Here is a 25006-nt window from a genome sequence, read left to right as displayed (position 1 = left end):
TATAATGAATAAACAAAATGTTTTAATAACGGGTGGGGCTGGATTTATCGGTTCTCATGTAGTGAGGTTATTTGTTAATACCTATCCAGAGTATCATATTTATAATTTGGATGCCTTGACTTATGCGGGTAATTTGGAGAACCTTATCGATGTTCAAGACCAACCCAATTATACCTTTATAAAAGGCGATATTACCAACGAGGACTTTATAAACGAACTCTTCCAAACCCATAAATTTGATAAGGTAATTCATCTCGCGGCCGAGTCGCATGTCGATCGCTCTATAGAAGATCCCCTAGCCTTTGTAAAAACCAATGTTATAGGGACCATGGTATTGCTTAATGCTTTTAAGGCTTGTTATCATTCTAATTTTGAAAATAAATTATTTTACCACATTAGTACAGACGAAGTTTACGGAACTTTAGGAGAAACGGGCTTATTTACCGAAACCACAGCTTACGATCCCAATTCACCCTACTCTGCATCGAAAGCGAGTGCCGATCATTTTGTTAGAGCCTACGGCGAAACCTATGGCTTGCCGTATATTATTTCAAACTGTTCTAATAATTATGGGGCTTATCAATTTCCAGAAAAACTAATCCCCTTGTTTATAAATAATATTTTAAATAAAAAAGAGTTACCCGTTTATGGCGATGGTAATTATACTCGAGATTGGTTGTTTGTAGAAGATCATGCCAAAGCCATAGATGTGGTTTTTCATAAAGGTGTTTTAGGAGAAACCTATAATATTGGTGGTTTTAACGAATGGAAAAACATCGATTTAGTTAGCTTGCTTTGTAAACAAATGGACGATAAATTAGGTAATAAAGAAGGCACATCGGCACAATTAATCACCTACGTTAAAGACCGTCCGGGACACGATTTAAGATATGCTATCGATGCCTCAAAAATAAAAAAAGAGCTGGGATGGACGCCTACGGTAACTTTCGAAGAAGGTTTAGACAAGACCATCGATTGGTACTTAAATAATAAGGACTGGCTTAATAATGTCACCACTGGGGCCTATCAAGATTATTATAAAAAGCAGTATAAATAGCTTATCAAACATCCATAACTAAATTAATACTCAAGGAAATGATGAAATGGATGTCGCTTGTGACCGATAGAAAAACAATAAAAAAAAACACATGAAAGGTATTATTTTAGCAGGTGGCTCTGGGACTAGACTCCATCCATTGACAAAAGTTTTAAGTAAGCAGCTGATGCCTATTTATGATAAACCCATGATATATTATCCGCTATCCACTTTAATGCATGCTGGTATTAGTGAGATACTTATTATATCTACGCCAGAGCATTTACCACTTTTTAAACAATTATTAGGAGATGGTAATCATTTGGGTTGTAGGTTTGAATATGCTGTACAAGATGCTCCAAATGGTTTAGCAGAGGCTTTCATTATTGGTGAAGATTTTATTGGAGACGATAAAGTAGCCTTAATTTTAGGTGATAATATATTTTATGGAACTGGTTTGGCTGAGTTGTTAAAGGCTAATAATGACCCTCAAGGGGGTATTGTTTATGCTTATCATGTCAATGATCCGGAACGTTATGGAGTTGTTAATTTTGATAAAGATGGAAATGTACTTTCTATTGAAGAAAAACCAGAAAAACCAAAATCAAACTATGCCGTTCCAGGTATTTATTTTTATGATAATGAAGTGGTTAAAATAGCGAAAAATATAAAACCAAGTCATAGAGGTGAATTAGAGATAACCGATGTTAATAAAGAATATTTAAAACGAGGTAGATTAAGAGTTAGTATTTTAGATAAAGGAACAGCTTGGTTAGATACAGGAACTTTTAATTCTTTGATGCAGGCATCCCAATTTGTTGAAGTTATTGAAGAGCGGCAAGGATTGAAAATTGGGGCTATTGAAGAGGCCGCTTACAGAAGTGGTTTTATATCAAAAGAAGAGCTAAGGAATCTTGCTAAACCATTGCTTAAAAGTGGTTATGGAAAACATTTACTAAGCCTAATAAATCAAGACTAAATGATTGTAAAAGAAACAAAACTACAAGATTGTTATATATTAGAACCAACTGTTTATGCTGATGAACGTGGATATTTTTTTGAAAGCTATAATCAAAAAGTGTTTAATAAATTGTTAGGGGCTAATGTTAATTTTGTTCAAGATAATGAGTCTTTTTCATCAAAGGGTGTTTTAAGAGGGTTGCATTATCAAACAGGAGCGCACGCTCAAGCTAAATTAGTTCGTGTTTTAAATGGTAGGGTTTTAGACGTAGCCGTAGATCTTAGAAAAGAATCTCAAACATTTGGACAACATGTAGCGGTAGAATTATCAGAACAAAATAAAAAGCAATTGTTTGTACCAAGAGGCTTTGCACACGGTTTTGTTGTTTTAAGTGATACAGCTCTTTTTTCATATAAATGCGATAATTTTTATAATAAGGAAGCAGAAGCAGGTATCATTTTTAATGATAAGTATCTAGATATAGATTGGCAGTTAAATGAGGAAGATTTTATTGTCTCAGAAAAAGATTTAGTACTACCCAAATTTGAAAACGCTATACTATGATAAAGGTTTTGGTAACAGGTGCTAACGGACAATTAGGGCATTGTATAAAAGATATACAAAAAAAAAATAGTCATTTAAGTTTTGTTTTTACCGATCATAAAGAATTAGATATCTGTGATGAGCAGTCTGTGAACCAGTTTTTTAAGGAGCAAGAACCAATACATTATTGTGTTAATTGCGCGGCTTATACAGCAGTGGATAAGGCTGAAGAAGAAGAGGAATTAGCTTTTAAAGTAAATGCAGAAGGTCCAAAAAATTTGGCTATTGCCTGTAAAGAACATGGCACTGTTTTAATACATATCTCAACCGATTTTGTGTTTGATGGAAAGAAAAGCACACCCTATCTTGAAACCGATGAACCCAACCCTATTAGTGTTTATGGAGCTTCTAAATTACAAGGAGAAATTGAAGTTCAAAATTTGTTAAAAGAGTGCTTTATTATTCGTACATCCTGGTTATATTCTGAGTATGGTAACAATTTTATGAAAACCATGTTGCGGTTGGCCGAAACTAGAGATGAAATTTCGGTGGTTTCTGATCAAATAGGGACACCGACTTATGCAGGTGATTTAGCAGAAGTTATATTACAGATAATTAATTCTGATAATAAGAATTTCGGATTATTTCATTACAGCAATGAAGGGGTTGCGAATTGGTATGATTTTGCAGTAGCAATTTTTGACATTCATAATAATGCTGTTAAAGTGAATGCAATTAAAACAGAAGCCTATCCAACACCTGCTAAGCGACCTGTTTTTAGTGTTTTAGATAAATCTAAAATTAAAAACAATCTAATTTTAGAAATTCCTCATTGGTTTGAGAGTTTAAATAAAACCTTACGATTATAAAGATAGTATTATACATATTGTATTATATAACTATTGAAGCTTTAGTATTTTTCCCATATTTAGAATTAAATTGGGTGATATTAGTATTAACCTTTTAAAAGAATTTACCATTGAATAAGATTAACCTTTTAGATTGCACATTACGAGACGGAGGATACTATACTAACTGGGATTTTGATGACTCACTTATAGAAAGCTATGCAGAAGCGATGGAGTCACTACCTATTGATTATGTAGAAGTTGGATATAGAAGTATACCCATGAAAGGCTATTTAGGTCAATATTTTTACTGTCCAGAATATGTATTAAAAAGACTCAAGACTTTAATGCCATCAAAGCATTTAACTATCATTTTAAATGAAAAGGACATACGTGCATCCCATATAGAGGAAGGATTATTAGCTCCTTGTAAAGGTTATGTTGCAATGGTTCGTATAGCTATTGATCCTCAAAATATGAAGAGAGCCATTGAGTTGGCAAGAGCTGTAAAACTAGCTGGATTTAAAGTGGCTTTTAATGTTATGTACATGTCTAAGTGGAAAGAAGATTCTTCATTCTTAAATTATCTTACAGGGGTTGATGGTGTTATTGACTATTTTTATATGGTAGATTCCTATGGAGGGGTTATGCCAGAAGATGTTAAAGAAACAGTAGCTTTAATTAAATCTAAGATAAATGTATCTATAGGATTTCACGGCCATGATAATTTACAAATGGCATTAATTAACACAATAACAGCTATAGATGCTGGGTGTGATATTGTTGATGCTACAGTGACTGGTATGGGAAGAGGCGCAGGGAATTTAAAAACAGAATTATTACTTACCTATTTAGAAAATACGAATAATTTACCTGTCAAATACGGAGCACTAAGTAAGGTAGTTAGTGACTTTGAAGAGCTTCGTAAGTTTTATCATTGGGGTACAAGTTTACCATATATGTTTTCAGGAGCAAAGTCATTACCACAAAAACAAGTAATGGAATGGATAGGGATGAATCGCTACCCGCTAGGAAGTATTTTAAATGCACTTAACAACCAGAAAGAAGATGTTAAGGATAATTTGAAATTACCAGTATTAAAAAAATCCGAGAAATATAAAAAAGCAATAATCCTTGGAGGAGGTCCATCTGCAAGATCACATAAAATTGGTATCCAAAAGTTTTTCGAAAACGAAAAATCTGATGCGTGTTTAGTTCATGCAGGAACACGTAATGTCTTAGAATATTTAGATATAAAATGTGATCAATACTACGGTTTAGTAGGTTTTGAAAGTGATAAGTTATTAAAACAAATAGGCGATTTCTCGAAAATAGACCAAGTTTGTATCTACCCACCATTCCCAAGGCCAATGGGCACCACAATACCTAATGCTATTGAAAAATTAGCGAAAGAATTAGAGGCCATTACATTTACAAGTGCTACCTCAGATTCACCAATGGCTTTAGCTATACAAGCGGCTATAGACTTAGGAGCTAAAGATATTTATTTAGTTGGTTTTGATGGTTATGATGTAAACATTAATCAAAATCAGTTTGTTATTGCTCATGAAAATCAAGAGGTAATTGACGATGCTGTTAATATTTCTGGAGTTTCTGTAATGAGTTTTACGCCAACAAAATATAAAAATATAGAGGTTTCATCTATTTATAGTTTTTTATAATTTTTAAAATGACAATATTTCTTCCATGTAGATTGGGGAGTCAACGTATACCCAAAAAAAATACAAAAGATTTTGCAGGGGTAAAAGGAGGCTTGCTAAAAGTAAAGCTAAATACGCTTTTACAAGTCTCAGGTATTAATACCATAATGGTATCTACTAATGACCAAGAGGTAATTAACGTTGCTAAATCATTTAATAACGATAAGATTGTAATTGATGTGCGTCCTGAACACTTGGCAACATCAGAGACAAGTACAGACGAGGTTATTAATTATATACCTAGAGTTATAAAAGATGACCATATTTTATGGACACATGTCACGTCTCCATTTATATCCATTTCTACATTTGAAAAGGCAATGGAACAGTATTTTAATAATGATGGTTTTGATAGTTTAATGACTGTTAACAAAATACAAACCTTTTTGTGGGATAAAGAAAAACCAATTAATTATGACAGAACCATTGAAAAATGGCCTCGCACCCAAACATTACCGGAACTTTTTGAGATAAATAGTGGCTTTTTTATTAATTCAAGAGAAAATTATTTAAAATATCAAGACAGAATAGGTGTTAAACCTTATTTATATGTAACTGAAGGTTATGAGTCTGTAGATGTTGATTGGCCAGAAGATTTTCAATTAGCAGAAATGATATACAAACAAATAAAACAAAAATGAAGCAAGAAACAAAAACAATACTGTGGGATTTCGATGGTGTAATTCTTGACTCTATGGCTGTAAGAGATTGGGGGTTTAAAGAGATTTTTAAAGATTTTAAAGAAGAACAAGTTTCTAAACTTTTAGACTATCATGCAGCTAACGGAGGACTTTCAAGATATGTAAAAATTAGGTATTTCTATGAAAATATTTTAGGGAAAACCATTACAGAAGAAAGGGTTCTACAATATGCTGAAGCATTTTCTGTTTTAATGAAAAAAGAATTAACAAGCCCTGATAATTTAATAACCGATGCTGTAACTTTTATTAAAGAGAATTATCAAAAGTATAGTTTTCATATTGTATCAGGTTCAGATCAAGAAGAACTTAGGTTTTTATGTAAAGAACTAGGTATCGATAAATATTTTATTTCTATCCATGGGTCGCCTACGACAAAAAACCAATTGGTTAAAACCTTATTAGAACAACATGCCTATGATAAAAACAGTACTTGCTTAATAGGAGATTCCATAAACGACTATGAGGCAGCATATGTAAATAATATAGTTTTTTATGGGTATAATAATATGGCGTTAACAAAATTAAATCAAGGCTATATAGAATGCTTTCAAACAATTAAGAGCTTATAATCTTTTACATGTAATATATACTTATTAATGGTTTTTTGTTTTTCTTTTTAAAGCTACCATAAAATAATTAAGATATGCTTTTATAGGAATTATAAAAAAATGATATTAAACAAACATTTTTTAAAGTTTACAACAACTATTTTCAGCTAAATCATATAAATAAAAATTAAAGACGGAATAACACTTAACTATTGTATTTTTGCATTAAATAAAATATAAATTTATGAAACAACTTGTTTTACTTATCGGTTTTGTTGCTTTTTTTGCCTGTAAATCTGAAAAGAAAAAAACACAAATATTAGAAACAGAAGACGACACTATAGTAGTTAACAATGAAATTGAAGGGAATCAATATTTTGAAGTTATACTAGATGCAGTTGTAAAGAAAGATGATAAATTTCACTTGTTTTATAAAGATTTTAATAGTAAAGAATATTCTTCAAAAAGAGTTTTAGAAGTTATTGTTAAAGGATCTGAAAACAGCCAAAAGCTTGTTTTTTCGATTCCAGAAGGAATAATACCTAATGGTTTACGATTAGATTTTGGAGTTAATTACTCACAAGAACCCATAACTCTAAATAATCTTAAGATTACATACAACAATAAAGAGTTTTATTTTAATGATGGTAAATTCGAGCAATTATTTAAACCAAATAAGTATATTATTTACAATGAAAAAGATAAACTAATTACTACACAACCGATTAATGGAAGTTATGATCCGAATTTTGTCTCTATAAATATAGAAGATATTGTTTTCTCTATGTTAGATTAAGTTTTTTGGTTATTATTTAAATTACATGCATCTCAAACTCAGTATTAAATAATGCGTATAAACAATAAAATTCTTTTTTCTATCTCAAACATGATGAGAACTTTCGAAGTTCTATTAATTTCTGTTTTTTTATCCCGTTTTATTGTTGATAAAAATGAATTAGGTGAATTGCTGCAAATAGTGTTTGTATCTTCAATTTTGGTAACGCTTGTATCGGGTTTACCGCTTTCGTTAAATTTTTTTCATGGTAAATATGATGATTTGAAACAAAAACAATCTTTGTTTGGGAAGTTTTCTTTTATCATGATTTTAGTTGCTTTATTTCTTTGTTCTCTAATATTTTTATTCAAATCAGTTATTGGGGTAAGCTTTCAAAATGAAGCATTCATAAACTATATATATATCATTCTACTCTATTATTTTATTAAGTTGGTTAATACAATTTTCCCTAATTATCATTACTTAAAAAATAAACTAAATAAATATCTATTACTATATACTTTTACTTTTATAGCTTTATTAGCTTGTTTTCTATGATTATTTATTAAACAATTTTAAAGTAGAAATAGTTCTTGTTCAACTTTTTTGTATTGAACTTTTTAGATTAATAATTAATACTTTTATAATAAATAGGAAAGAATTAAATTTTAGTTTAAAGGCATTTAATAAAGAGGAATTTATTTATATATCAACTATTTCTATAGGTGTAATACTAGGTGCGTTTAGTTTATACATTGATAAGTATTTAATAGCAATAATTTTAAACCCAACAGATTTTGTTTACTACCAAAATGGAGCTATTAACCTCCCTTTCGTTAACATAATTACTAGCTCTTTATTTATTAGCTTAATTCCTGTTTTTACTGAGTTATATTTTAACGATAAAATAAGGGAATTGGCTATAGAGGTAAAAAAAGCAATTCTTAAAAGCTCCTTTTTTTTAATCCCTATTTTAGTTTATAGTTTTTTTGAAGCAGTTCCTTTAATTAAGTTTTTATATGGAGATGATTTTCAAGTTTCCGGAGAGGTGTTTAAAATATACATATTAAGATACTCTCTAAGTGTTATGGCTTTTTCAGTTTTTATGGGAAGTATTGGTCTTGAGAAGAAATCAAATTTTGTAATATTATTGAGTGCAGTTATTGGGTTAGGTTTAAATATTATATTAATACCTATTTATGGGGTTAAAGGGGCTTCTTGGGCTACTGTTATATCAAGTTTAAGTACTATTTCTGTCTCTTTTTTTTTTATAAAAAGAAGACTAAATTTAAATATCATAAACTTTTTTCCTATAACAAACTACTTGATAATTGTTTTAGTATCAATAATTGTTTACACACCGTTTTATATTTTAAATAAGTATTTTGAATTAAAGTGGTTTGTAGTAATATTTTCCGTAATCTATTATTTGGTCACCTTAATTCTATTAAACATCAAGTTTAAGATACTCAACATCAAAAAGATTTTAATAAATATTTAAATATGCATGTTTTTTATATCCATAGTCATATTACATTCGTAATAGCTCAGCTATTTATTTTAGAATATAATTTATCTAAGAATAAGATTAGGTATATTACTTCTAGAGGTTATAAATTAAAAAGCAATGAGGATTCATATGACATGACAGAATTTTATAATTATCTTGAAACGGAATCTAGGTTAAATAAGGTTTTTAAGTTAAAAGAAAAAATTGAGCATTTAGATAATGGCATTAAATTATTAACAGATAATAAACCGTTTTGCGCTTATCTTCCTCAATTCAATCATTCGTTGTTTCAAATTATAGGAACACATGATTTGTGTGAGAGCTTAGTTTTAGTTGAAGAAGGAATTACAGCATATAAATTAGACAAAGAATTATATAAATCAACAAAAATTAAGTGTAGTCAATTTTTATCTAAACTGATTTCAAAACGATTTTTATTAAAAAACAAACACTATCAACCTTATCCTAAAGATAAGTTTAAGTATGCAATTTGTATAAATAAAGACTGTTTCCCTTTTATTGAAGAAAAGAAAGTGTTAAAAATAAATAGTCAAATTGTTACTAATTATAACAATACTATTGAAAATGGTAATGTTGTTTTTGTTTTAGACTCATTTAAAGAACGAACAAAGATTAGTGAAGAAGAGTATTTGATGATAATAAAAGAAACATTAAAGCTTTTAAAAACATATGATAATCAATTATTTATTAAATTTCATCCTGAGCAGAATGAATTAATTAGAAAGAAGACTTTAAGTTTTGTCATTAATAATTTTGGTTTTGATAGTATAACTTGTCTTAAGGACAGCTGTATTTTAGAGTTTGAGTTTTTAAAGTCAAAAAACTTAACAGTTATTGGTATGCACACATCACTTTTGTACTATGCTAAAAGATTTGATCATCATGTTTTATCGGGTATTAAATTAACCTCAGGTATACCTGAAATAGACACTTATATTAATCATATAATGGATATGGAGCAAAAAAAAGAATATATGAGTTATGTGTAGTAAAAAGGAAATTTGTGACGTATCCATAGTATGCGCTAATTATAATAATGGGAAATATTTAGATGAATTTATATCTAGTGTTATAAACTCAAGTGCATTACCAAAAGAATTAATAATCATTGATGATGGTTCAACCGATGAATCATTAAAGATACTCTCAAGGTATAATTTACCATATCTAAAAGTTATAGCATTAAAAAGTAATGTAGGTTTTGCAAATGCCCTTAATGTTGGAATTAAAGAAACTACGGGTAAGTATATTTTAAGAGTTGATCCAGATGACATACTGGAAAAAACAAGAATAGCAAAACAATACACTTTTTTAGAGAAAAATAGTGATATTGATATTACTGGGAGTAATGTAACTTATTTTAATGAAAAACTTGAAAGCGTAGTTGGGTCTTCAAATTTTCCACAAAAATATGAATCAATATATAAAAGATATATTAAAGGTGAACATGGGTTACTGCACGGAACAGTTATGGGTAAAAGTTTATTTTTTAAAAAGTATTTATACTGTCAAAGTAATGTTCCAGCTGAAGACTATGATATTTTTTCTAGAATGATTAAAGATGGTGTAAAAGCGCAAAGTTTTCCAGATAAGCTCACCTTTGTCAGAATTCATCAAAATAGTGTTTCTAATGCTTTGCCGTTTAGTACGATAAAGAAAACATACGCTTTAAGAGATAAGATATTTAAAACTAAAACTAGTTTTTTTTTAGTTGTTATAAACTATTTAAGTTTGAAATATTATAGAAAATATTACTTTGAAAAAAATAATTTTAAAAGAGTATTATTTTTAGGTATTTCAGGTCTTTTTAGACCAGACAAGGTAATTAAAAAATTTTTAAATGATTTTAGATAAAAGATCAATAATCTTTTTGCTTTATATTTTAGTTTTCGCATTAGATAGTGTACTTAATTATTTTTATGATATTCCACTATTTGTGTTATCTCTAATGTTATTTTTTTTTCTATTAATTATACCTGGGTTTTTTTCTTTAAAGAAATATCAGTCTTTTTTAATCATAGTTTTAGCTTTTTCTTCATCCTTTATATTTAACACAATTAGGAGTGGTTTTTATAAAGAATCATTATCTGATTATTTATTTATAATGTCTTTTTTTGGTTCATTTTATCTGTTTTCAGATATAAATTATTTTAAACCTAATAAAAAAATAATTACTTTTTTCATAATTACTTCAATTATTTTATTTTTGGCAACGTTTGTTGGCTTTGATCAGAATCTTTGGGGTAATACTTTGGGAGTTAAAACGGATGATATTGAGTATAATAGATCGTATAGACAAGGATTTTTTAGAAAAGCTCATATAGCATCATATTTTTTTACATTTATTGTATTATACTTAATTGACAGATTTAGGTCTTTTGGGGCAAATAAACTCACTTATTTTATAATAATACTCCCACTAATAGTTATAATATTTTTAACAGGCTCTAGAACACCTGTTGTAGTAATGTTATTAGGCTTGTTCTTGTATTTTTTTAAAGCTAAATATTTGAAGTATTTGTTAGTTCTAGTATCTTTAGCAGTATTATTAATTGTTTACATTGATGAGATTTTATTTTTATTTAGTGATACTATCATATACCAGTATCTAACAATTGTTAAAACTGTAATCTCTAATTATGAAAGGTTATCTAGAGTTATAATATGGTCTTCTTGGTGGACCGAAATAAAAACATTTAGCTTAATTGATTTTATTTTTGGTAGGGGTTTTAACACTTCAGTAGAGGCTAATATAAAAAACGTCTCTTATGCTATTTGGTTTCATAACGATTTTTTAAGCATTTTTTATTCATACGGTATTTTACCATTAATATTCTACCTAAGTTTGTTTGTAAAAATTTATAGGAAACATAAAGATATTATAAAAAATAGTGTTTTTATATCTCTAACATTTTCTAGTTTTTGGTTATCTGCATTTTTTAATGGTTTTTATTATTATTTTACAATTCTTTTATTATACTTATTTTACTCAATGATATATGAAAAAAATGAAGCTAGCAATCTTAGGAACTAGAGGAATACCAAACAACCATGGTGGGTTTGAACAATTTGCTGAATATTTTTCACTCTATATGGCTAATAAAGGTCATGATATAAGTGTTTTTAATTCGCACACACATCCTTATCAATTAAAAGAGTGGAATGGTGTGAAAATTATTCATAAAAATGACCCTGAGGATAAAATTGGAACGGCAGGTCAGTTTATTTATGATTTAAATTGTATCCGCCATTGTAGGAAAGAACATTTTGATATTATACTTCAATTAGGTTATACTAGTAGTTCGATATGGAGTAAATTACTACCAAAGAATTCAATAATAATAACTAATATGGATGGCTTGGAATGGAAAAGATCTAAGTATAAAAAACCAGTTAGAAAATTTTTAAAGATAGCGGAAAGCCTAGCTGTAAAGAATAGTGATTATCTTGTGTCTGATTCTATAGGTATCCAAAATTATATAAAAAAAGTATATAATAAAGAATCAAAGTATATTGCATATGGAGCTGATGTTTTTAACATGCCAGATAAGTCAGTTGTTGAACAGTATAATGTTGAACCGTATAAGTATAATATGTTAATTGCTAGGTTAGAGCCAGAAAACAATATTGAAACCATTTTGGATGGAGTTAGTTTGGCTAAACAAAAAGAAATTATTCTGGTTATAGGTAAGCATGATACAAGTAAATTCGGTTCTCATCTGAAAAATAAATATCAAAATCAAGAAAACATTAAGTTTGTGGGGGGAGTCTACAATATGAATCATTTAAATAATTTAAGATATTATTCAAAGTTTTATTTTCATGGGCATTCTGTAGGTGGTACCAACCCATCCTTACTTGAAGCAATGGCATCAGGAGCATTGATAGTAGCAAATGATAATATTTTCAATAAAAGCATTTTGAAATTAAATGCATTATATTTTAAAGAGCCTAAAAATATCAGTAATATAATAGATGATAATTCTTTTTTTGAAAAAAATAAAGAAGCTTTTAAAAATAATAATATTAAAGAAATAAAGTTAAACTTCAATTGGAACTTAATAAATTCTCAATATGAGAATTATTTGTTTTCAAAATTAAAAGGAAATAATGGTTAAAATAAAAAATATTGGTATTGTAAATATTCTTTTAACTTTAATATTAATAACATTTGTTATACCTCCTCCAATATTAAATCCTATTTTATTGGGAGTTCTTTTTAGTTTTGTTATTATCCGGCACTTTATTCATAAACAAAATATTAACAAGAATAATTTTAATAAAGTTTCTTTCTTTTTTGTTTTATATTTTTTCGTATTACTATTGTCATTGTTTTATTCTCAGGATGTGGCAAATGGAATTGGTGTTATTGGACGCTCTATATCTTTTTTATTAATACCAGTAATTCCACTGTTTATTTCCAAAGAAGAAATCAATTTAGAATTTATAGTAAAAGCATATATATACTATCTATGTTTAATTTTTTTTTACCTTATTTTTGTTGCAATTTACAAGAATATACATGAAGGTTATACCTTGGGGTATATATTTGACAAGTTAAGAGGAGGAGAGATAGAAAATGGAAAGTATCATTATATAAATTACTGGTATTTTGTTTATGATAAATTCACATCACCCTTAAACATACAGCCCATTTATCTAGGTTTGTTTACTAATTTAGGGTTGATTTTTATATTTTATCTTAAAAAGATTAAGAAGATAAAATTTTATTATTTTTTTCTACTAATCCTGGGCCTTCTAGTTTTACTTACAGCTTCAAGGTGGCAAATATTAATCTTTGCTATAAATTATTTTATATTCATTATTTTTTTTTTGAAGCTCAGGTCGTACAAAAAAATTCTACTTTTAACATCTTTAGTTTCTTTAATATTAATCGTAAGTATCATAAATCCTGTAACAAGGACTAGGCTAAAGGAATCCATTATAATCAAAGAGAATTTTTATAAGGACCAATTTGGAGGCACTTCAATACGATTAAATAAATGGATTAGTGCTACGAAATGTATTAGTAATAGTCCAATGTTTGGCTATGGTGTTGGTGACGGTAAAAATAAATTATTAGAACAGTTTAAAAAGGATAAGTTTTATTTAGGATTCTACAATAAATTTAATGCACATAATCAATATTTAGATACTCTTCTATATGTTGGTGTTGTAGGCTTATTTATATTGCTTTTAATTTTTTATTATTCTTACAAGTATGCAATTAATAATATATATATGATATTAATAACTAATGTGTTTTCGATTGGTTTTGTTACGGAGTCAATGCTAAATAGGCAATGGGGAATTATTTCTTTTTCATTCTTTTTGATTATGTTTTCAATATTTGTATTTAAAAAAGAAAATAATTTAGAAAACAACTTTTAAGCTTAAAATTATAATTTCATCAAATGAAAATTAAAACCATCTGTTGCATAGGCGCAGGTTACGTAGGCGGTCCCACCATGGCGGTAATCGCCAGTAAGTGCCCACATATAAAAATTACGGTTGTCGATATTAATGCCGATAGAATAGCCGCTTGGAACAGCGAAAATTTCGACGAGCTCCCTATATTCGAGCCTGGCTTAGCAGATATTGTTAAAGCAACCCGAGGTAAGAACCTGTTCTTTTCTACCGATATTGACAAGGCTATAGACGAGGCCGAGATGATTTTTATTTCGGTAAATACACCTACTAAAACCTACGGTAAAGGGAAAGGCATGGCAGCCGATTTAAAATACATCGAGCTATGTGCCAGACAAATCGCCAGAGTTGCGAAACAAGATAAAATAGTGGTCGAGAAATCTACCCTACCTGTACGCACCGCATCGGCCATAAAAAACATTTTAGACCATGTGGGTAATGGTGTTAATTTTCAAATTTTATCTAATCCAGAATTTTTGGCCGAGGGTACCGCTGTTCAAGATTTATTAAATCCAGATCGGGTATTAATTGGTGGCGATACCTCGACTGCAACTGGAGAATCCGCAGTAAATGCCCTAGTCGATATTTATACCCATTGGATTCCTAAAGCACAAATTTTAACCACCAATCTGTGGTCATCAGAACTATCAAAACTAACGGCCAATGCCTTTTTAGCCCAACGGGTTTCGTCTATAAATGCCATGTCGGAAATCTGTGAAAAAACAGGTGCCGATATTACAGAGGTGTCTAAAGCTATTGGAATGGATTCTCGAATAGGCCCCAAATTTTTAAATGCCTCTGTGGGCTTTGGCGGTTCTTGCTTTCAGAAAGATATTTTAAATCTGGTGTATATTGCTAGAAGTTATAATTTATACGAGGTAGCCAATTATTGGGAGCAGGTTATTATTATGAACGACCATCAAAAAAATCGATTTTCAGATCATATTGTCACTACCCTGTACAATACTGTTTCGGGAAAGAAAATAGCCTTTTTAGGTTGGGCCTTTAAAAAAGATACGAACGATACCCGCATGTCGCCAGCCATTCATGTGGCCGATAATTTGTTAAGCGAGCAAGCAAAAATTGCGGTGTTCGATCCTAAAGTGACCTCCGAAAGAATGTACATGGATATCGATCATTTAAATACCCGAACTTCCGAAGCGAATAGAGCTGCTTTAAGTGTGCATAACAATCCTTATGAGGCTTGTAAAAACGCCCATGCTATTGCTATTTTAACCGAGTGGGACGAATTTAAAACCTACGATTGGACACGTATTTACGAAAACATGCAAAAACCAGCCTTTTTATTCGACGGTAGAGGGGTTTTAGATAAAAAACTTATGGAAAAGATCGGGTTTACCTATTATAAAATTGGAAGCGGATATTAAAAGAAGTACGAATCGAGCCTATTACAAGTAAAATTCCCCAAGGGCATCATCGACTTGTTTGCCGTATAAATTGGTAACTTGCAACGTTTGCCGATAACAAAACAAGACAGATAAACACATGAAACAGCCATAACTAAAACGTGATACCTCTGGAAATGATTATATGGATGTTACATGTGACCGATAAAAAACAATAAACTTGAACACATGAAAACGGTTTTAATAACAGGTGCTGCGGGATTTTTAGGCTCGCATTTATGCGATCGCTTTATTGCCGAAGGCTATCGCGTTATCGGGATGGATAACTTTATTACTGGCGATAAAAAGAACCTTAAACATTTAGAGAATCATGCCAATTTCGAGTTTATAGAGCACGATGTTACCGAGTTTATTAAAATTGATGGCGACTTAGATTATATCTTGCATTTTGCCTCGCCAGCAAGTCCTATCGATTATTTAAAAATACCCATCCAAACCCTAAAAGTGGGGTCTTTAGGCACGCATAACTTGTTAGGCTTGGCAAAAGCTAAAAAAGCACGCATACTTATTGCATCAACCTCCGAGGTTTATGGCGACCCTTTAGTACACCCACAAACCGAAGATTATTTTGGTAATGTAAATACCATTGGACCACGTGGGGTTTACGATGAGGCCAAGCGTTTTCAAGAGTCTATAACTATGGCTTACCACAGATACCATAGTCTAGAAACGCGAATAGTGCGTATATTTAACACCTACGGACCACGAATGCGACTTAACGATGGTAGAGTTATCCCCGCATTTATGGGACAAGCTTTAAGAGGCGAAAATTTAACTATATTTGGCGACGGGTTGCAAACTCGATCGTTTTGTTATGTGAGCGATCAAGTAGAAGGCATTTATAGATTATTATTAAGTGATTATGTCTATCCTGTTAATATAGGGAACCCCAACGAAATTACGATTAAAGATTTTGCTGAAGAAATAATTAAACTCACAGGAACAACACAAAAAATAGTGTATAAAGATTTACCCTTAGGCGATCCTATGCAACGGCAACCAGATATAACTTTAGCAAAAAAACTATTAGATTGGGAACCAAAAGTTGGAAGGGCCGAAGGCATGCAAAAAACTTTTAACTATTTTAAATCACTTACAGAGGAAGAATTGTACAAAAGTGCGCATAAAGATTTTTCGAGGTTTATTAATAAATAGTTATGGATTATAAGGGGAGGCGATATTCAGGTTTTATGAAACCTCTATTTGGTTTAATTGATTTAAGTATCATAATTGCGACTGTTTTTTTCTTTCCAATAAACATGAGTAATACCTATCTGTTTGTAAGTTACCTCTCGGTACTATGGATAGTGATTTCTTTTAAAAATCATTTTTACGAAGTCCAAAGACATACTAAAATCGTACAGGTTATTATATTATTGTTCCGGCAAATGTTCTTTTTTGCGATAATCTTGTACACTTATATTGGTGTATTTAAACAACCTAATATTAGCAGGTGGGCCTTAGCAGAATATTTAGGTACTGTTTTTGTGCTCATTTCTTTTGTGAAAATCTTAACCTTTATTTTACTTAGAAAGTACCGCTCGGCCTTAAAAGGAAATATTAGAAATGTGGTGGTTATTGGTAAAAACGAAAAAACCCGACAATTAATAGATATTTTTAATTCGAGATTAGATTTTGGTTATAAATTCAAAAAGCAGTTTAATACCAAAAAGGAAGGTTTTTCTATGCAAGATTGCTTCGATTATGTGATTGAAAACGATATTGACGAAATCTATTTTTCTATTGCCGAGCTCTGTAACAAGCAAATAAACGATTTGGTAAATTTCGCCGATAATAACTTAAGAGAGTTAAAATTTATTCCCGATAATAAAGATATTTTCACTAAAAAACTCACTTACGAGTATTACGATTATATTCCCATTTTATCCCTACGGGAAATTCCACTTCAAGAACCCTTAAATAAATTTCTAAAACGGGTATTCGATATGGCATTCTCCCTAGTCATTATTTTTGGGCTACTCTCTTGGTTAATTCCTATCATGGCTGTTTTAATAAAACTGGAATCTAGAGGGCCTGTGTTTTTTAAACAAAAACGAAACGGCATTAAGTACAAAGAATTTAATTGCTACAAATTTAGGTCTATGACGCCTAATACAAAGGCGAACCTGCATCAGGCTACAAAAGGCGACCAGCGAATTACAAAAGTGGGTGAATTTATGCGAAAAACAAGTATAGATGAGCTACCTCAATTTTTTAATGTGCTCTTTGGCGATATGTCTGTTGTGGGGCCGCGACCTCATATGGTTTATCACACCGATTTATACGCCAAAAAGGTAGACAAGTTTATGGTGCGCCACTTTGTAAAACCAGGGATTACCGGTTTGGCACAAACAAAAGGCTGTAGAGGCGAAATTGAGACCGATGTCGATATGATTAACCGAGTGAAATACGATATTTTTTATATTGAAAACTGGTCGTTGGTGCTGGATGTAAAGCTTGTGGTACAGACCTTCTTAAATGCAGTAAAAGGCGAAGAGAAGGCTTATTAGACATGTCAGGTGCAGCCTGTTATCCAGCGAAGCCTGTCATTCAGAGCAGCCTGTCATTCAGATCAGTCTGTCATTCAGAGCACAGCGAAGAATCTCACGGTTTTACTTGCCCTTTTAATCAAAAGATGGCTTCGTCATGCTTCCTCGCCATGACGGGTTATTATGGTGTGCTGTCAATAAACCTACCCTGTCATTCAAAGCAGCCTGTCATTCAGAGCGCAGCGAAGAATCTCTTTCTCTATAAACTTAGCATAACCCATTATAAAGATTCTTCAGTCGTTCCTCCTTCTGAATGACAGACGTGGATTATTCAAAGCGAAGCCTGTCATTCAGAGCACAGCGAAGAATCTCATGGTTTTACTTGCCCTTTCAATCAAAAGATGGCGTTGTCATGCTTCCTCGCCATGACGTATTGTTATGGTGTGCCGTCAATCAACCTACCCTGTCATTCATAGCAGCCTGTCATTCAGAGCATAGCGAAGAATCTCTTTCTCTATAAACTTAGCATAATCCATTATAAAGATTCTTCAGTCGTTCCTCCTTCTGAATGACAGACGTGGATTATTCAAAGCAGCCTGTCATTCAGAGCAGCCTGTCATTCAGATCACAGCGCAGAATCTCATGGTTTTACTTGTAGTTTTCATTGGAAAGATGGCGTCGTCATGCTTCCTCGCCATGACGGATTTTTGCGGTGTTATCTTGTTCATAGCAGCCTGTCATTCAGAGTACAGCGAATAATCTCATGGTTTTACTTGCTGTTTTCAATCAAAAGATGGCGTCGTCATGCTTTCTCGCCATGACGTATTGTTATGGTGTGCCGTCAATAAACCTACCCTGTCATTCAAAGCAGCCTGTAATTCAGCGAATTCTGTCATTCAGAGCGCAGCGAAGAATCTCATGGTTTTTACTTGCCCTTTTAATCAAAAGATGGCGTCGTCGTACCTCCTCGCTATGACGGGTTGTTATGGTGTGCCGTCAATCAACCTACCCTGTCATTCAAAGCAGCCTGTAATTCAGCGAATTCTGTCATTCAGAGCAAAGCGAAGAATCTCTTTCTCTATAAGCTTAGCATAACCCATTATAAAGATTCTTCAGTCGTTCCTCCTTCTGAATGACAGACGTGGATTATTCAAAGCGAAGCCTGTCATTCAGAGCACAGCGAAGAATCTCATGGTTTTACTTGCCCTTTCAATCAAAAGATGGCGTTGTCATGCTTCCTCGCCATGACGTATTGTTATGGTGTGCCGTCAATCAACCTACCCTGTCATTCATAGCAGCCTGTCATTCAGAGCAAAGCGAAGAATCTCATGATTCTATCTGTCCTTTTAATCAAAAGATGGCTTCGTCATGCTTCCTCGCCATGACGGAACACCAATGTGTGTAGTTGTTTATAACGAAGTCTGTCATTCAGAGCCCAGCGAAGAATCTCATGGTTTTACTTGCTGTTTTCAATCAAAAGATGGCGTCGTCATGCTTTCTCGCCATGACGTATTGTTATGGTGTGCCGTCAATCAACCAACCCTGTCATTCAAAGCAGCCTGTAATTCAGCGAATTCTGTCATTCAGAGCGCAGCGAAGAATCTAAAAAACAAATCATATATTTATTTATTTTAGTTAGATGAAACGAAAAACATCACATAAATATTATGTTTATATACTTACCAATAAAAATAAAACGGTACTTTACACGGGCGTCACAAATAACTTAAAAGACCGATTGTATTTTCATAAAAATCCACTTCCTTTTTCTAAAGCATTTACAACAAAATATAAATGCTACTATTTAATTTACTACGAACATTTCTTTCACATTGAAGATGCTATTAAAAGAGAAAAACAAATTAAGGGGTGGAGCAGATCAAAAAAAGAAAATTTGGTTTCAAATGTCAATCCATCATGGTTGTTTTTAGATGAAGAGATATAAAAGATTCTTCAGTCGTTCCTCCTTCTGAATGACAGACGTGGATTATTCAAAGCAGCCTGTCATTCAGAGCACAGCGAAGAATCTCATGATTTTTACTTGCCTTTTCAATCAAAAGATGGCTTCGTCATGCTTCCTCGCCATGACGGAACACCACTGTGTGTAGTTGTTTATAACGAATCCTGTCATTCAGAGCACAGCGAAGAATCTCACGGTTTTACTTGCTGTTTTTATTGAAAAGATGGCGTCGTCGTACCTCCTCGCAATGACGGATTTTTGCGGTGTTATGTTGTTCATAGCAGCCTGTCATTCAGAGCCCAGGGAAGAATCTCATGATTTTACTTGTCGTTTTAATGGAAAGATTGCTTCGTCGTACCTCCTCGCCATGACGGATTTTTGCGGTGTTATCTTGTTCATAGCAGCCTGTCATTCAGAGCACAGTGAAGAATCTCATGGTTTTACTTGTCGTTTTAATGGAAAGATGGCGTTGTCATGCTTCCTCGCCATGACGGGTTGTTATGGTGTGCCGTCAATCAACCTACCCTATCATTCAGAGCAGCCTGTCATTCAGAGCGTAGCGAAGAATCTCATGGTTTTACTTGCCCTTTCAATCAAAAGATGGCGTCGTCATGCTTCCTCGCCATGACGGGTTATTGATGTATGTAGTTGTTTATAACGAATCCTATCATTCAAAGCGAAGCCTGTCATCTTATGTTTGCAAAAGGATAAAATTATTAACAATTCCATTAGAGCATTATTAAATTAAAAAACACAACACATACAGGCGCCTTTTTACTGCATTAGCCAAGTTTTAAAAGTAAATAAAAAATAGTCTTGTATTCTAAGCATTAGTTTTATTTTTGTGTTTTACAAAAAACCATACAATCATGAATATTTTAGTTTTAGGCTCTGGTGGAAGAGAACATACCTTTGCATGGAAAATCGCGCAAAGCCCTTTATGTAAAAACTTATATGTGGCTCCAGGAAATTCTGGAACCGCGGCAATAGCGACGAACGTAGATATAAGTGTTACCGATTTCGAGGCCATTAAAACCTTGGTCTTAGATAACAATATTAGTATGGTTGTGGTAGGGCCAGAAGATCCCTTGGTAAAAGGTATTCACGATTTCTTTTTAAAAGACGAGAGTTTAAAAGCTGTTACAGTTATAGGGCCGCAACAAAAGGCTGCCGAGCTAGAAGGTAGTAAGGAGTTTGCTAAAGAGTTTCTATTTCGTCATCATATACCAACAGCAGCATATCAGAGTTTTACAAAAGCTACCGTAGAAGAAGGCTATGCCTTTTTAGAAACCTTAAAGCCTCCCTATGTGTTAAAGGCCGATGGTTTGGCTGCAGGAAAGGGCGTTGTTATTCTTGAGGATTTGCAGGAGGCGAAAACCGAATTAAAAAGCATGCTTGTGGATGCTAAGTTTGGAGCAGCCAGTACAAAAGTGGTTATCGAAGAGTTTCTAGAGGGTATCGAATTGAGCTGTTTTGTACTAACCGATGGTAAACATTATAAAATTTTACCTACAGCTAAAGATTATAAACGTATTGGCGAAGGCGATACGGGTTTAAATACTGGTGGTATGGGAGCGGTGTCTCCGGTGCCCTTTGCTACCGAAGCGTTTTTAGATAAAATAGAACAGCGTATTGTTAAACCAACAATAGAAGGCTTTAAAAAAGACGATTTACCTTATGTTGGTTTTGTATTTATAGGGCTGATTAAAGTGGGAGACGATCCAAAAGTTATCGAGTATAATGTTAGAATGGGCGACCCAGAAACCGAGGTTGTTTTGCCGCGTATAAAAAATGATTTTGTCGAGCTATTACAAGCCATGTCTAACCAAACCTTAGATAAAATAGATATTGAAATAGACGAGCGCGCCGCTACAACTATCATGTTGGTGTCTGGTGGTTATCCTGAAGCTTACGAAAAAGGAAAAGAAATTACTGGTCTTAATGCTATTGAAGATTCCATTGTTTTTCATGCTGGAGCGAGCGTGCAAAATGATAAAATTATCACTTCTGGCGGTCGTGTTATGGCCATAACATCGTATGGAGATACCTACCAGGAAGCCATTAAAAAATCGTACCAAAGTATTAATAAAATACATTTCGATAAGATGAACTACCGAAAAGATATTGGTTTCGATTTATAGTACCTTGGTTAAGGTCTTTGGCCTTTATGCCGACTTTTTAAAAGAAGAAGTTGTCTACGGTTCGATTGTTTACTCCAAGGAGTACTGATTTTCGAACCTTTAAAAAAGGGTTTTAGGAACTACATAATTTCCTAAATCCTTTTTTTCAATTTGTTTTTAGGAGTGTAATACCAGTTTAATTTTGAAACGATGTAAAAAACCAAGGCTATTTTGGTGTTTTATACCCTCAGCGGTAGTATCGCTGTTTAAAATGCATTTGGGTTTACAAATATGAATGTGCCGTAATGCTTTTGTCTTCCTTATCGGTAGCGCTATATTTTTTAAGCTGAAGCATCCAATACACCAAGGCAGCAAAACCAATAAGAATAAAAAGCCACGATACGGCATTGGCAGCAAACCAATTTTCTAGCTCTAGCTCCGCCAACGTATCAAAAGGAATAAAAAGAACATCAAATAAATCTTCTATGGCATTGAAAAAATCTTTCATAGGGTATGGTTTTAGTGCCTAACCAAATATAGTTAGTATCTTTACTTAACAAAAATACAAAAAACAGTTAATGATTTCTAGTGTTTTTAATAATTCGAAACCCATAAATTTTGCGATTGCATTTTTTATGACACTTTTAGCCTTTTTAGTGCTTAATATAAAGTATGCTGACATAGTGCCAAACTTTGGTTTTATTGCAAATCAAATATTTCTACTTTTTGTTATTTATCTGTCTGTTTTTCTGATTAGTTTTATTGTAGAAAAAAACAGTTTAACACAAAATACTAATTACGAGATTATATGTTATTGTTTGTTTTTGCTCGCATTCCCTCAAATATTAAGTGATTCCAATATTATTTATGCCAACTTTTTTGTGCTCTTGGGATGCAGAAGAGTGGCCAGCTTACATACTCAGGCTCATGTAAGTAAAAAACTGTTCGACGCCGCCTTTTGGTTTAGTATAGCATCCCTATTTTATTTTTGGTCGCTATTATTTTTCTTACTGATTATTTTTATGCTCATCTTATATGTAAATAACAATATTAAGCATTGGTTTATTCCGTTTATTGGAGTGTTGGCTGTTTTTGTGCTCACCGTAACGGTGTCTTTAGTGCGTTACGATAGTTTTTTTGAGCTATTTGGAGCTTTTCCCGAAGTGAGCTATAACTTTAGTTCGTACAATACCACAAGCGCCATTATCTTTATAACCCTGTTGTTCTCTTTTGGTCTATGGGCTTCTATTTTTTATCTTAAAAATACAAGACATAAGAAGAAATCTGTGAAACCAGTATTTTATGCGGTATTATTTGCTGTGTTTATCGGGTTTTTAATTATCGTGGTAGCGCCTCATAAAAATGGGAGTGAGTTTTTATTCATACTCGCTCCGCTGGCAGTTGTTATTGCCAGTTATATAGAAATTATACAGGAAAAATGGTTTAAAGAGCTTTTTATTTCGGTGCTTCTTGTCTTGTCTTTTATACTGTTAATGCTGTAGTTTTTCTCCAAAAGCCAAATCGCCAGCATCACCAAGACCCGGAATAATATAACCTTTATCGTTTAAATCGGGGTCTATGGTTGCAATCCATAAATGGGTGTTTTCATTAAAGTGTTTTTTAACATAAGCAACACCTGCTTCCGCACCAATGACACTTACTAAATGTATCTCTTTGGGTGTTCCAAAAGGTTTTAAGGCTTCGAAAGTGGCCACCATAGATTGTCCCGTGGCTAACATGGGGTCGGCTAGAATTAAGGTTTTGTTTTCTAAACTCGGGCAGGCCAAGTATTCAACAATAATTTCAAAGCTCTCCTGTTGGTCTTTATGGTGTCTGTAAGCCGATATAAAAGCATTTTCAGCTTGGTCAAAATAATTGAGTAAACCGTTGTGTAGGGGAACTCCCGCTCTTAAAATAGAACACAGAACCATGTCGTTGGCCATTAAATCCATATCGCAACGGTCTAAAGGTGTTGTAATGCTGCTGCTTTTATAGCTTAAGGTTTTACTCATTTCGTAAGCTAAAATCTCTCCTACCCGTTCAATATTTCGTCTAAAGCGCATACGGTCTTTTTGAATGGAGAAGTCTCGCATTTCGGCTATATAGTTGTTTAGTACAGAGTTTTGAAGCGATAGATTATGAATGTGCATAGTTGTTTTTGTTGTTTTCAAATAGTAAAGTTAATTATTTAGAACTATATTTACCTTTTTAAATTTAGAGATTATGTTTACAAGTAAAGCAAATACAATTTTTCAAGACGTTATTGAGAAATATCACGTGGTTAATTCGGTCGATCAAGCTTTTGAAAATCCGTACAATAAAGACTCGCAATTAATAGAACATTTGTTATACAGAAAGTGTTGGATCGATACCGTACAATGGCATTATGAAGACATTATTCGCGATCCACAAATTGATCCTGTTGCGGCCTTAACCTTAAAGCGTAAAATTGATGCATCGAATCAAGATAGAACCGATATGGTAGAATATATTGATAGCTATTTTCTTGAAAAATATAAAGATGTTACTGTAAAAGATAATGCGACTATTAATACTGAAAGTCCAGCTTGGGGTATTGACAGATTGTCTATTTTAGCGTTAAAAGTGTACCATATGCATGAGGAAGCTACCAGACCCGATGCTTCGGAAGCTCATAGAGCGGCATGCCAGAAAAAACTGGATATTTTATTGGAGCAACGCGTTGATTTATCGACAGCTATCGATACGCTTTTAGCCGATATTGAAAAAGGCGATAAATACATGAAAGTGTACAAGCAAATGAAAATGTACAACGATGATGAGCTGAATCCAGTATTGCGCTCACAAAAATAAATTAGTCCAAATGGTGCCTTTTAAATTTGGATCCATCTCAATGTCAGCTCGAGTGACACACTAAGGTAGCCCTCGCATCTTACAGCG

General features: G+C 32.4%; 23 protein-coding genes. 21 read left to right on the top strand and 2 right to left on the bottom strand.

All coding sequences use genetic code 11. The features are described from left to right. The first annotated feature begins 4 nt into the window (after nt 1-4). The 19 genes from rfbB (at nt 5) to purD (ending at nt 22108) form a co-directional block, all read left to right on the top strand. On the top strand, nt 5-1057 hold the full coding sequence (gene rfbB / locus FEZ18_RS06335) for a dTDP-glucose 4,6-dehydratase (protein WP_153267541.1): 1053 nt from the start codon (nt 5-7) through the stop codon (nt 1055-1057). Between the two features lie 91 nt (nt 1058-1148). Next, the gene (rfbA, locus tag FEZ18_RS06330) at nt 1149-2015 is read left to right on the top strand and encodes a glucose-1-phosphate thymidylyltransferase RfbA (protein ID WP_153267540.1); all 867 of its coding nucleotides are present in this window, start codon (nt 1149-1151) and stop codon (nt 2013-2015) included. Beyond that, nucleotides 2016-2561, top strand: coding sequence for a dTDP-4-dehydrorhamnose 3,5-epimerase (gene rfbC, locus FEZ18_RS06325; protein ID WP_153267539.1), 546 nt, complete (start codon nt 2016-2018; stop codon nt 2559-2561). After that, nucleotides 2558-3409 carry a dTDP-4-dehydrorhamnose reductase gene (gene rfbD, locus FEZ18_RS06320; RefSeq protein ID WP_153267538.1) on the top strand — a complete coding sequence of 284 codons (852 nt, stop codon included), beginning with the start codon at nt 2558-2560 and terminating at the stop codon, nt 3407-3409. Before rfbC ends, rfbD begins: the two co-directional genes overlap by 4 nt. 110 nt (nt 3410-3519) lie before the next feature. After that, a complete protein-coding gene (locus FEZ18_RS06315) occupies nt 3520-5070 on the top strand; it encodes a hypothetical protein (protein ID WP_153267537.1) in 1551 nt (516 codons plus the stop codon). Between the two features lie 8 nt (nt 5071-5078). Then, the gene (locus tag FEZ18_RS06310) at nt 5079-5750 is read left to right on the top strand and encodes a cytidylyltransferase domain-containing protein (RefSeq protein ID WP_194269522.1); all 672 of its coding nucleotides are present in this window, start codon (nt 5079-5081) and stop codon (nt 5748-5750) included. Then, on the top strand, nt 5747-6379 hold the full coding sequence (locus FEZ18_RS06305) for an HAD family hydrolase (protein WP_153267535.1): 633 nt from the start codon (nt 5747-5749) through the stop codon (nt 6377-6379). Before FEZ18_RS06310 ends, FEZ18_RS06305 begins: the two co-directional genes overlap by 4 nt. A 223-nt stretch (nt 6380-6602) precedes the next feature. Further along, a complete protein-coding gene (locus FEZ18_RS06300) occupies nt 6603-7154 on the top strand; it encodes a hypothetical protein (protein ID WP_153267534.1) in 552 nt (183 codons plus the stop codon). A gap of 895 nt (nt 7155-8049) precedes the next feature. Then, on the top strand, nt 8050-8634 hold the full coding sequence (locus tag FEZ18_RS06295; protein WP_153267533.1) for an oligosaccharide flippase family protein: 585 nt from the start codon (nt 8050-8052) through the stop codon (nt 8632-8634). Between the two features lie 2 nt (nt 8635-8636). Beyond that, a complete protein-coding gene (locus FEZ18_RS06290) occupies nt 8637-9653 on the top strand; it encodes a polysialyltransferase family glycosyltransferase (RefSeq protein WP_153267532.1) in 1017 nt (338 codons plus the stop codon). Next, nucleotides 9646-10518, top strand: a complete 873-nt coding sequence (locus FEZ18_RS06285) for a glycosyltransferase family 2 protein (RefSeq protein ID WP_153267531.1) — start codon at nt 9646-9648, stop codon at nt 10516-10518. Before FEZ18_RS06290 ends, FEZ18_RS06285 begins: the two co-directional genes overlap by 8 nt. Next, complete coding sequence (locus FEZ18_RS06280) at nt 10505-11698, top strand: hypothetical protein (RefSeq protein ID WP_153267530.1); 1194 nt, start codon at nt 10505-10507, stop codon at nt 11696-11698. Before FEZ18_RS06285 ends, FEZ18_RS06280 begins: the two co-directional genes overlap by 14 nt. Beyond that, complete coding sequence (locus FEZ18_RS06275; protein ID WP_153267529.1) at nt 11673-12782, top strand: DUF1972 domain-containing protein; 1110 nt, start codon at nt 11673-11675, stop codon at nt 12780-12782. Before FEZ18_RS06280 ends, FEZ18_RS06275 begins: the two co-directional genes overlap by 26 nt. Further along, the gene (locus FEZ18_RS06270; protein ID WP_153267528.1) at nt 12775-14055 is read left to right on the top strand and encodes an O-antigen ligase family protein; all 1281 of its coding nucleotides are present in this window, start codon (nt 12775-12777) and stop codon (nt 14053-14055) included. Before FEZ18_RS06275 ends, FEZ18_RS06270 begins: the two co-directional genes overlap by 8 nt. Before the next feature lie 23 nt (nt 14056-14078). After that, nucleotides 14079-15479, top strand: a complete 1401-nt coding sequence (locus FEZ18_RS06265; protein WP_153267527.1) for a UDP-glucose 6-dehydrogenase — start codon at nt 14079-14081, stop codon at nt 15477-15479. 207 nt (nt 15480-15686) lie between these two features. Continuing rightward, nucleotides 15687-16673, top strand: coding sequence for a UDP-glucuronic acid decarboxylase family protein (locus FEZ18_RS06260; RefSeq protein WP_153267526.1), 987 nt, complete (start codon nt 15687-15689; stop codon nt 16671-16673). A 2-nt stretch (nt 16674-16675) separates the two neighbouring features. Continuing rightward, nucleotides 16676-18028: an exopolysaccharide biosynthesis polyprenyl glycosylphosphotransferase gene (locus tag FEZ18_RS06255; protein ID WP_153267525.1), complete on the top strand. Its 1353-nt coding sequence runs from the start codon at nt 16676-16678 to the stop codon at nt 18026-18028. A gap of 1618 nt (nt 18029-19646) precedes the next feature. Further along, entirely contained in the window at nt 19647-19952 is a 306-nt protein-coding gene (locus tag FEZ18_RS06250) for a GIY-YIG nuclease family protein (protein ID WP_153267524.1), read from the top strand. 884 nt (nt 19953-20836) lie between these two features. Further along, nucleotides 20837-22108: a phosphoribosylamine--glycine ligase gene (purD, locus tag FEZ18_RS06245; RefSeq protein WP_153267523.1), complete on the top strand. Its 1272-nt coding sequence runs from the start codon at nt 20837-20839 to the stop codon at nt 22106-22108. A 262-nt stretch (nt 22109-22370) separates the two neighbouring features. On the opposite strand, the gene FEZ18_RS06240 is transcribed toward purD, so the two are convergent. Continuing rightward, on the bottom strand, nt 22371-22595 hold the full coding sequence (locus FEZ18_RS06240) for a DUF6341 family protein (RefSeq protein WP_153267522.1): 225 nt from the start codon (nt 22593-22595) through the stop codon (nt 22371-22373). Between the two features lie 70 nt (nt 22596-22665). Here FEZ18_RS06240 and FEZ18_RS06235 point away from each other — a divergent pair, with 70 nt between their 5' ends. Continuing rightward, nucleotides 22666-23589, top strand: coding sequence for a DUF6427 family protein (locus FEZ18_RS06235; RefSeq protein WP_153267521.1), 924 nt, complete (start codon nt 22666-22668; stop codon nt 23587-23589). Here FEZ18_RS06235 and upp read toward each other — a convergent pair. Beyond that, the gene (gene upp, locus FEZ18_RS06230; RefSeq protein WP_153269064.1) at nt 23578-24237 is read right to left on the bottom strand and encodes a uracil phosphoribosyltransferase; all 660 of its coding nucleotides are present in this window, start codon (nt 24235-24237) and stop codon (nt 23578-23580) included. The genes FEZ18_RS06235 and upp overlap by 12 nt on opposite strands. A gap of 73 nt (nt 24238-24310) precedes the next feature. Here upp and FEZ18_RS06225 point away from each other — a divergent pair, with 73 nt between their 5' ends. Continuing rightward, complete coding sequence (locus tag FEZ18_RS06225; RefSeq protein WP_153267520.1) at nt 24311-24919, top strand: DUF4254 domain-containing protein; 609 nt, start codon at nt 24311-24313, stop codon at nt 24917-24919. Nucleotides 24920-25006 lie beyond the last annotated feature (87 nt).

Origin of the sequence: Oceanihabitans sp. IOP_32, assembly GCF_009498295.1 — a bacterium.
Lineage (GTDB): Bacteria > Bacteroidota > Bacteroidia > Flavobacteriales > Flavobacteriaceae > Wocania > Wocania indica.
The sequence above is the reverse complement of the archived record's forward strand: the minus strand, read 5'-3'. Positions and strand labels throughout refer to the sequence as shown.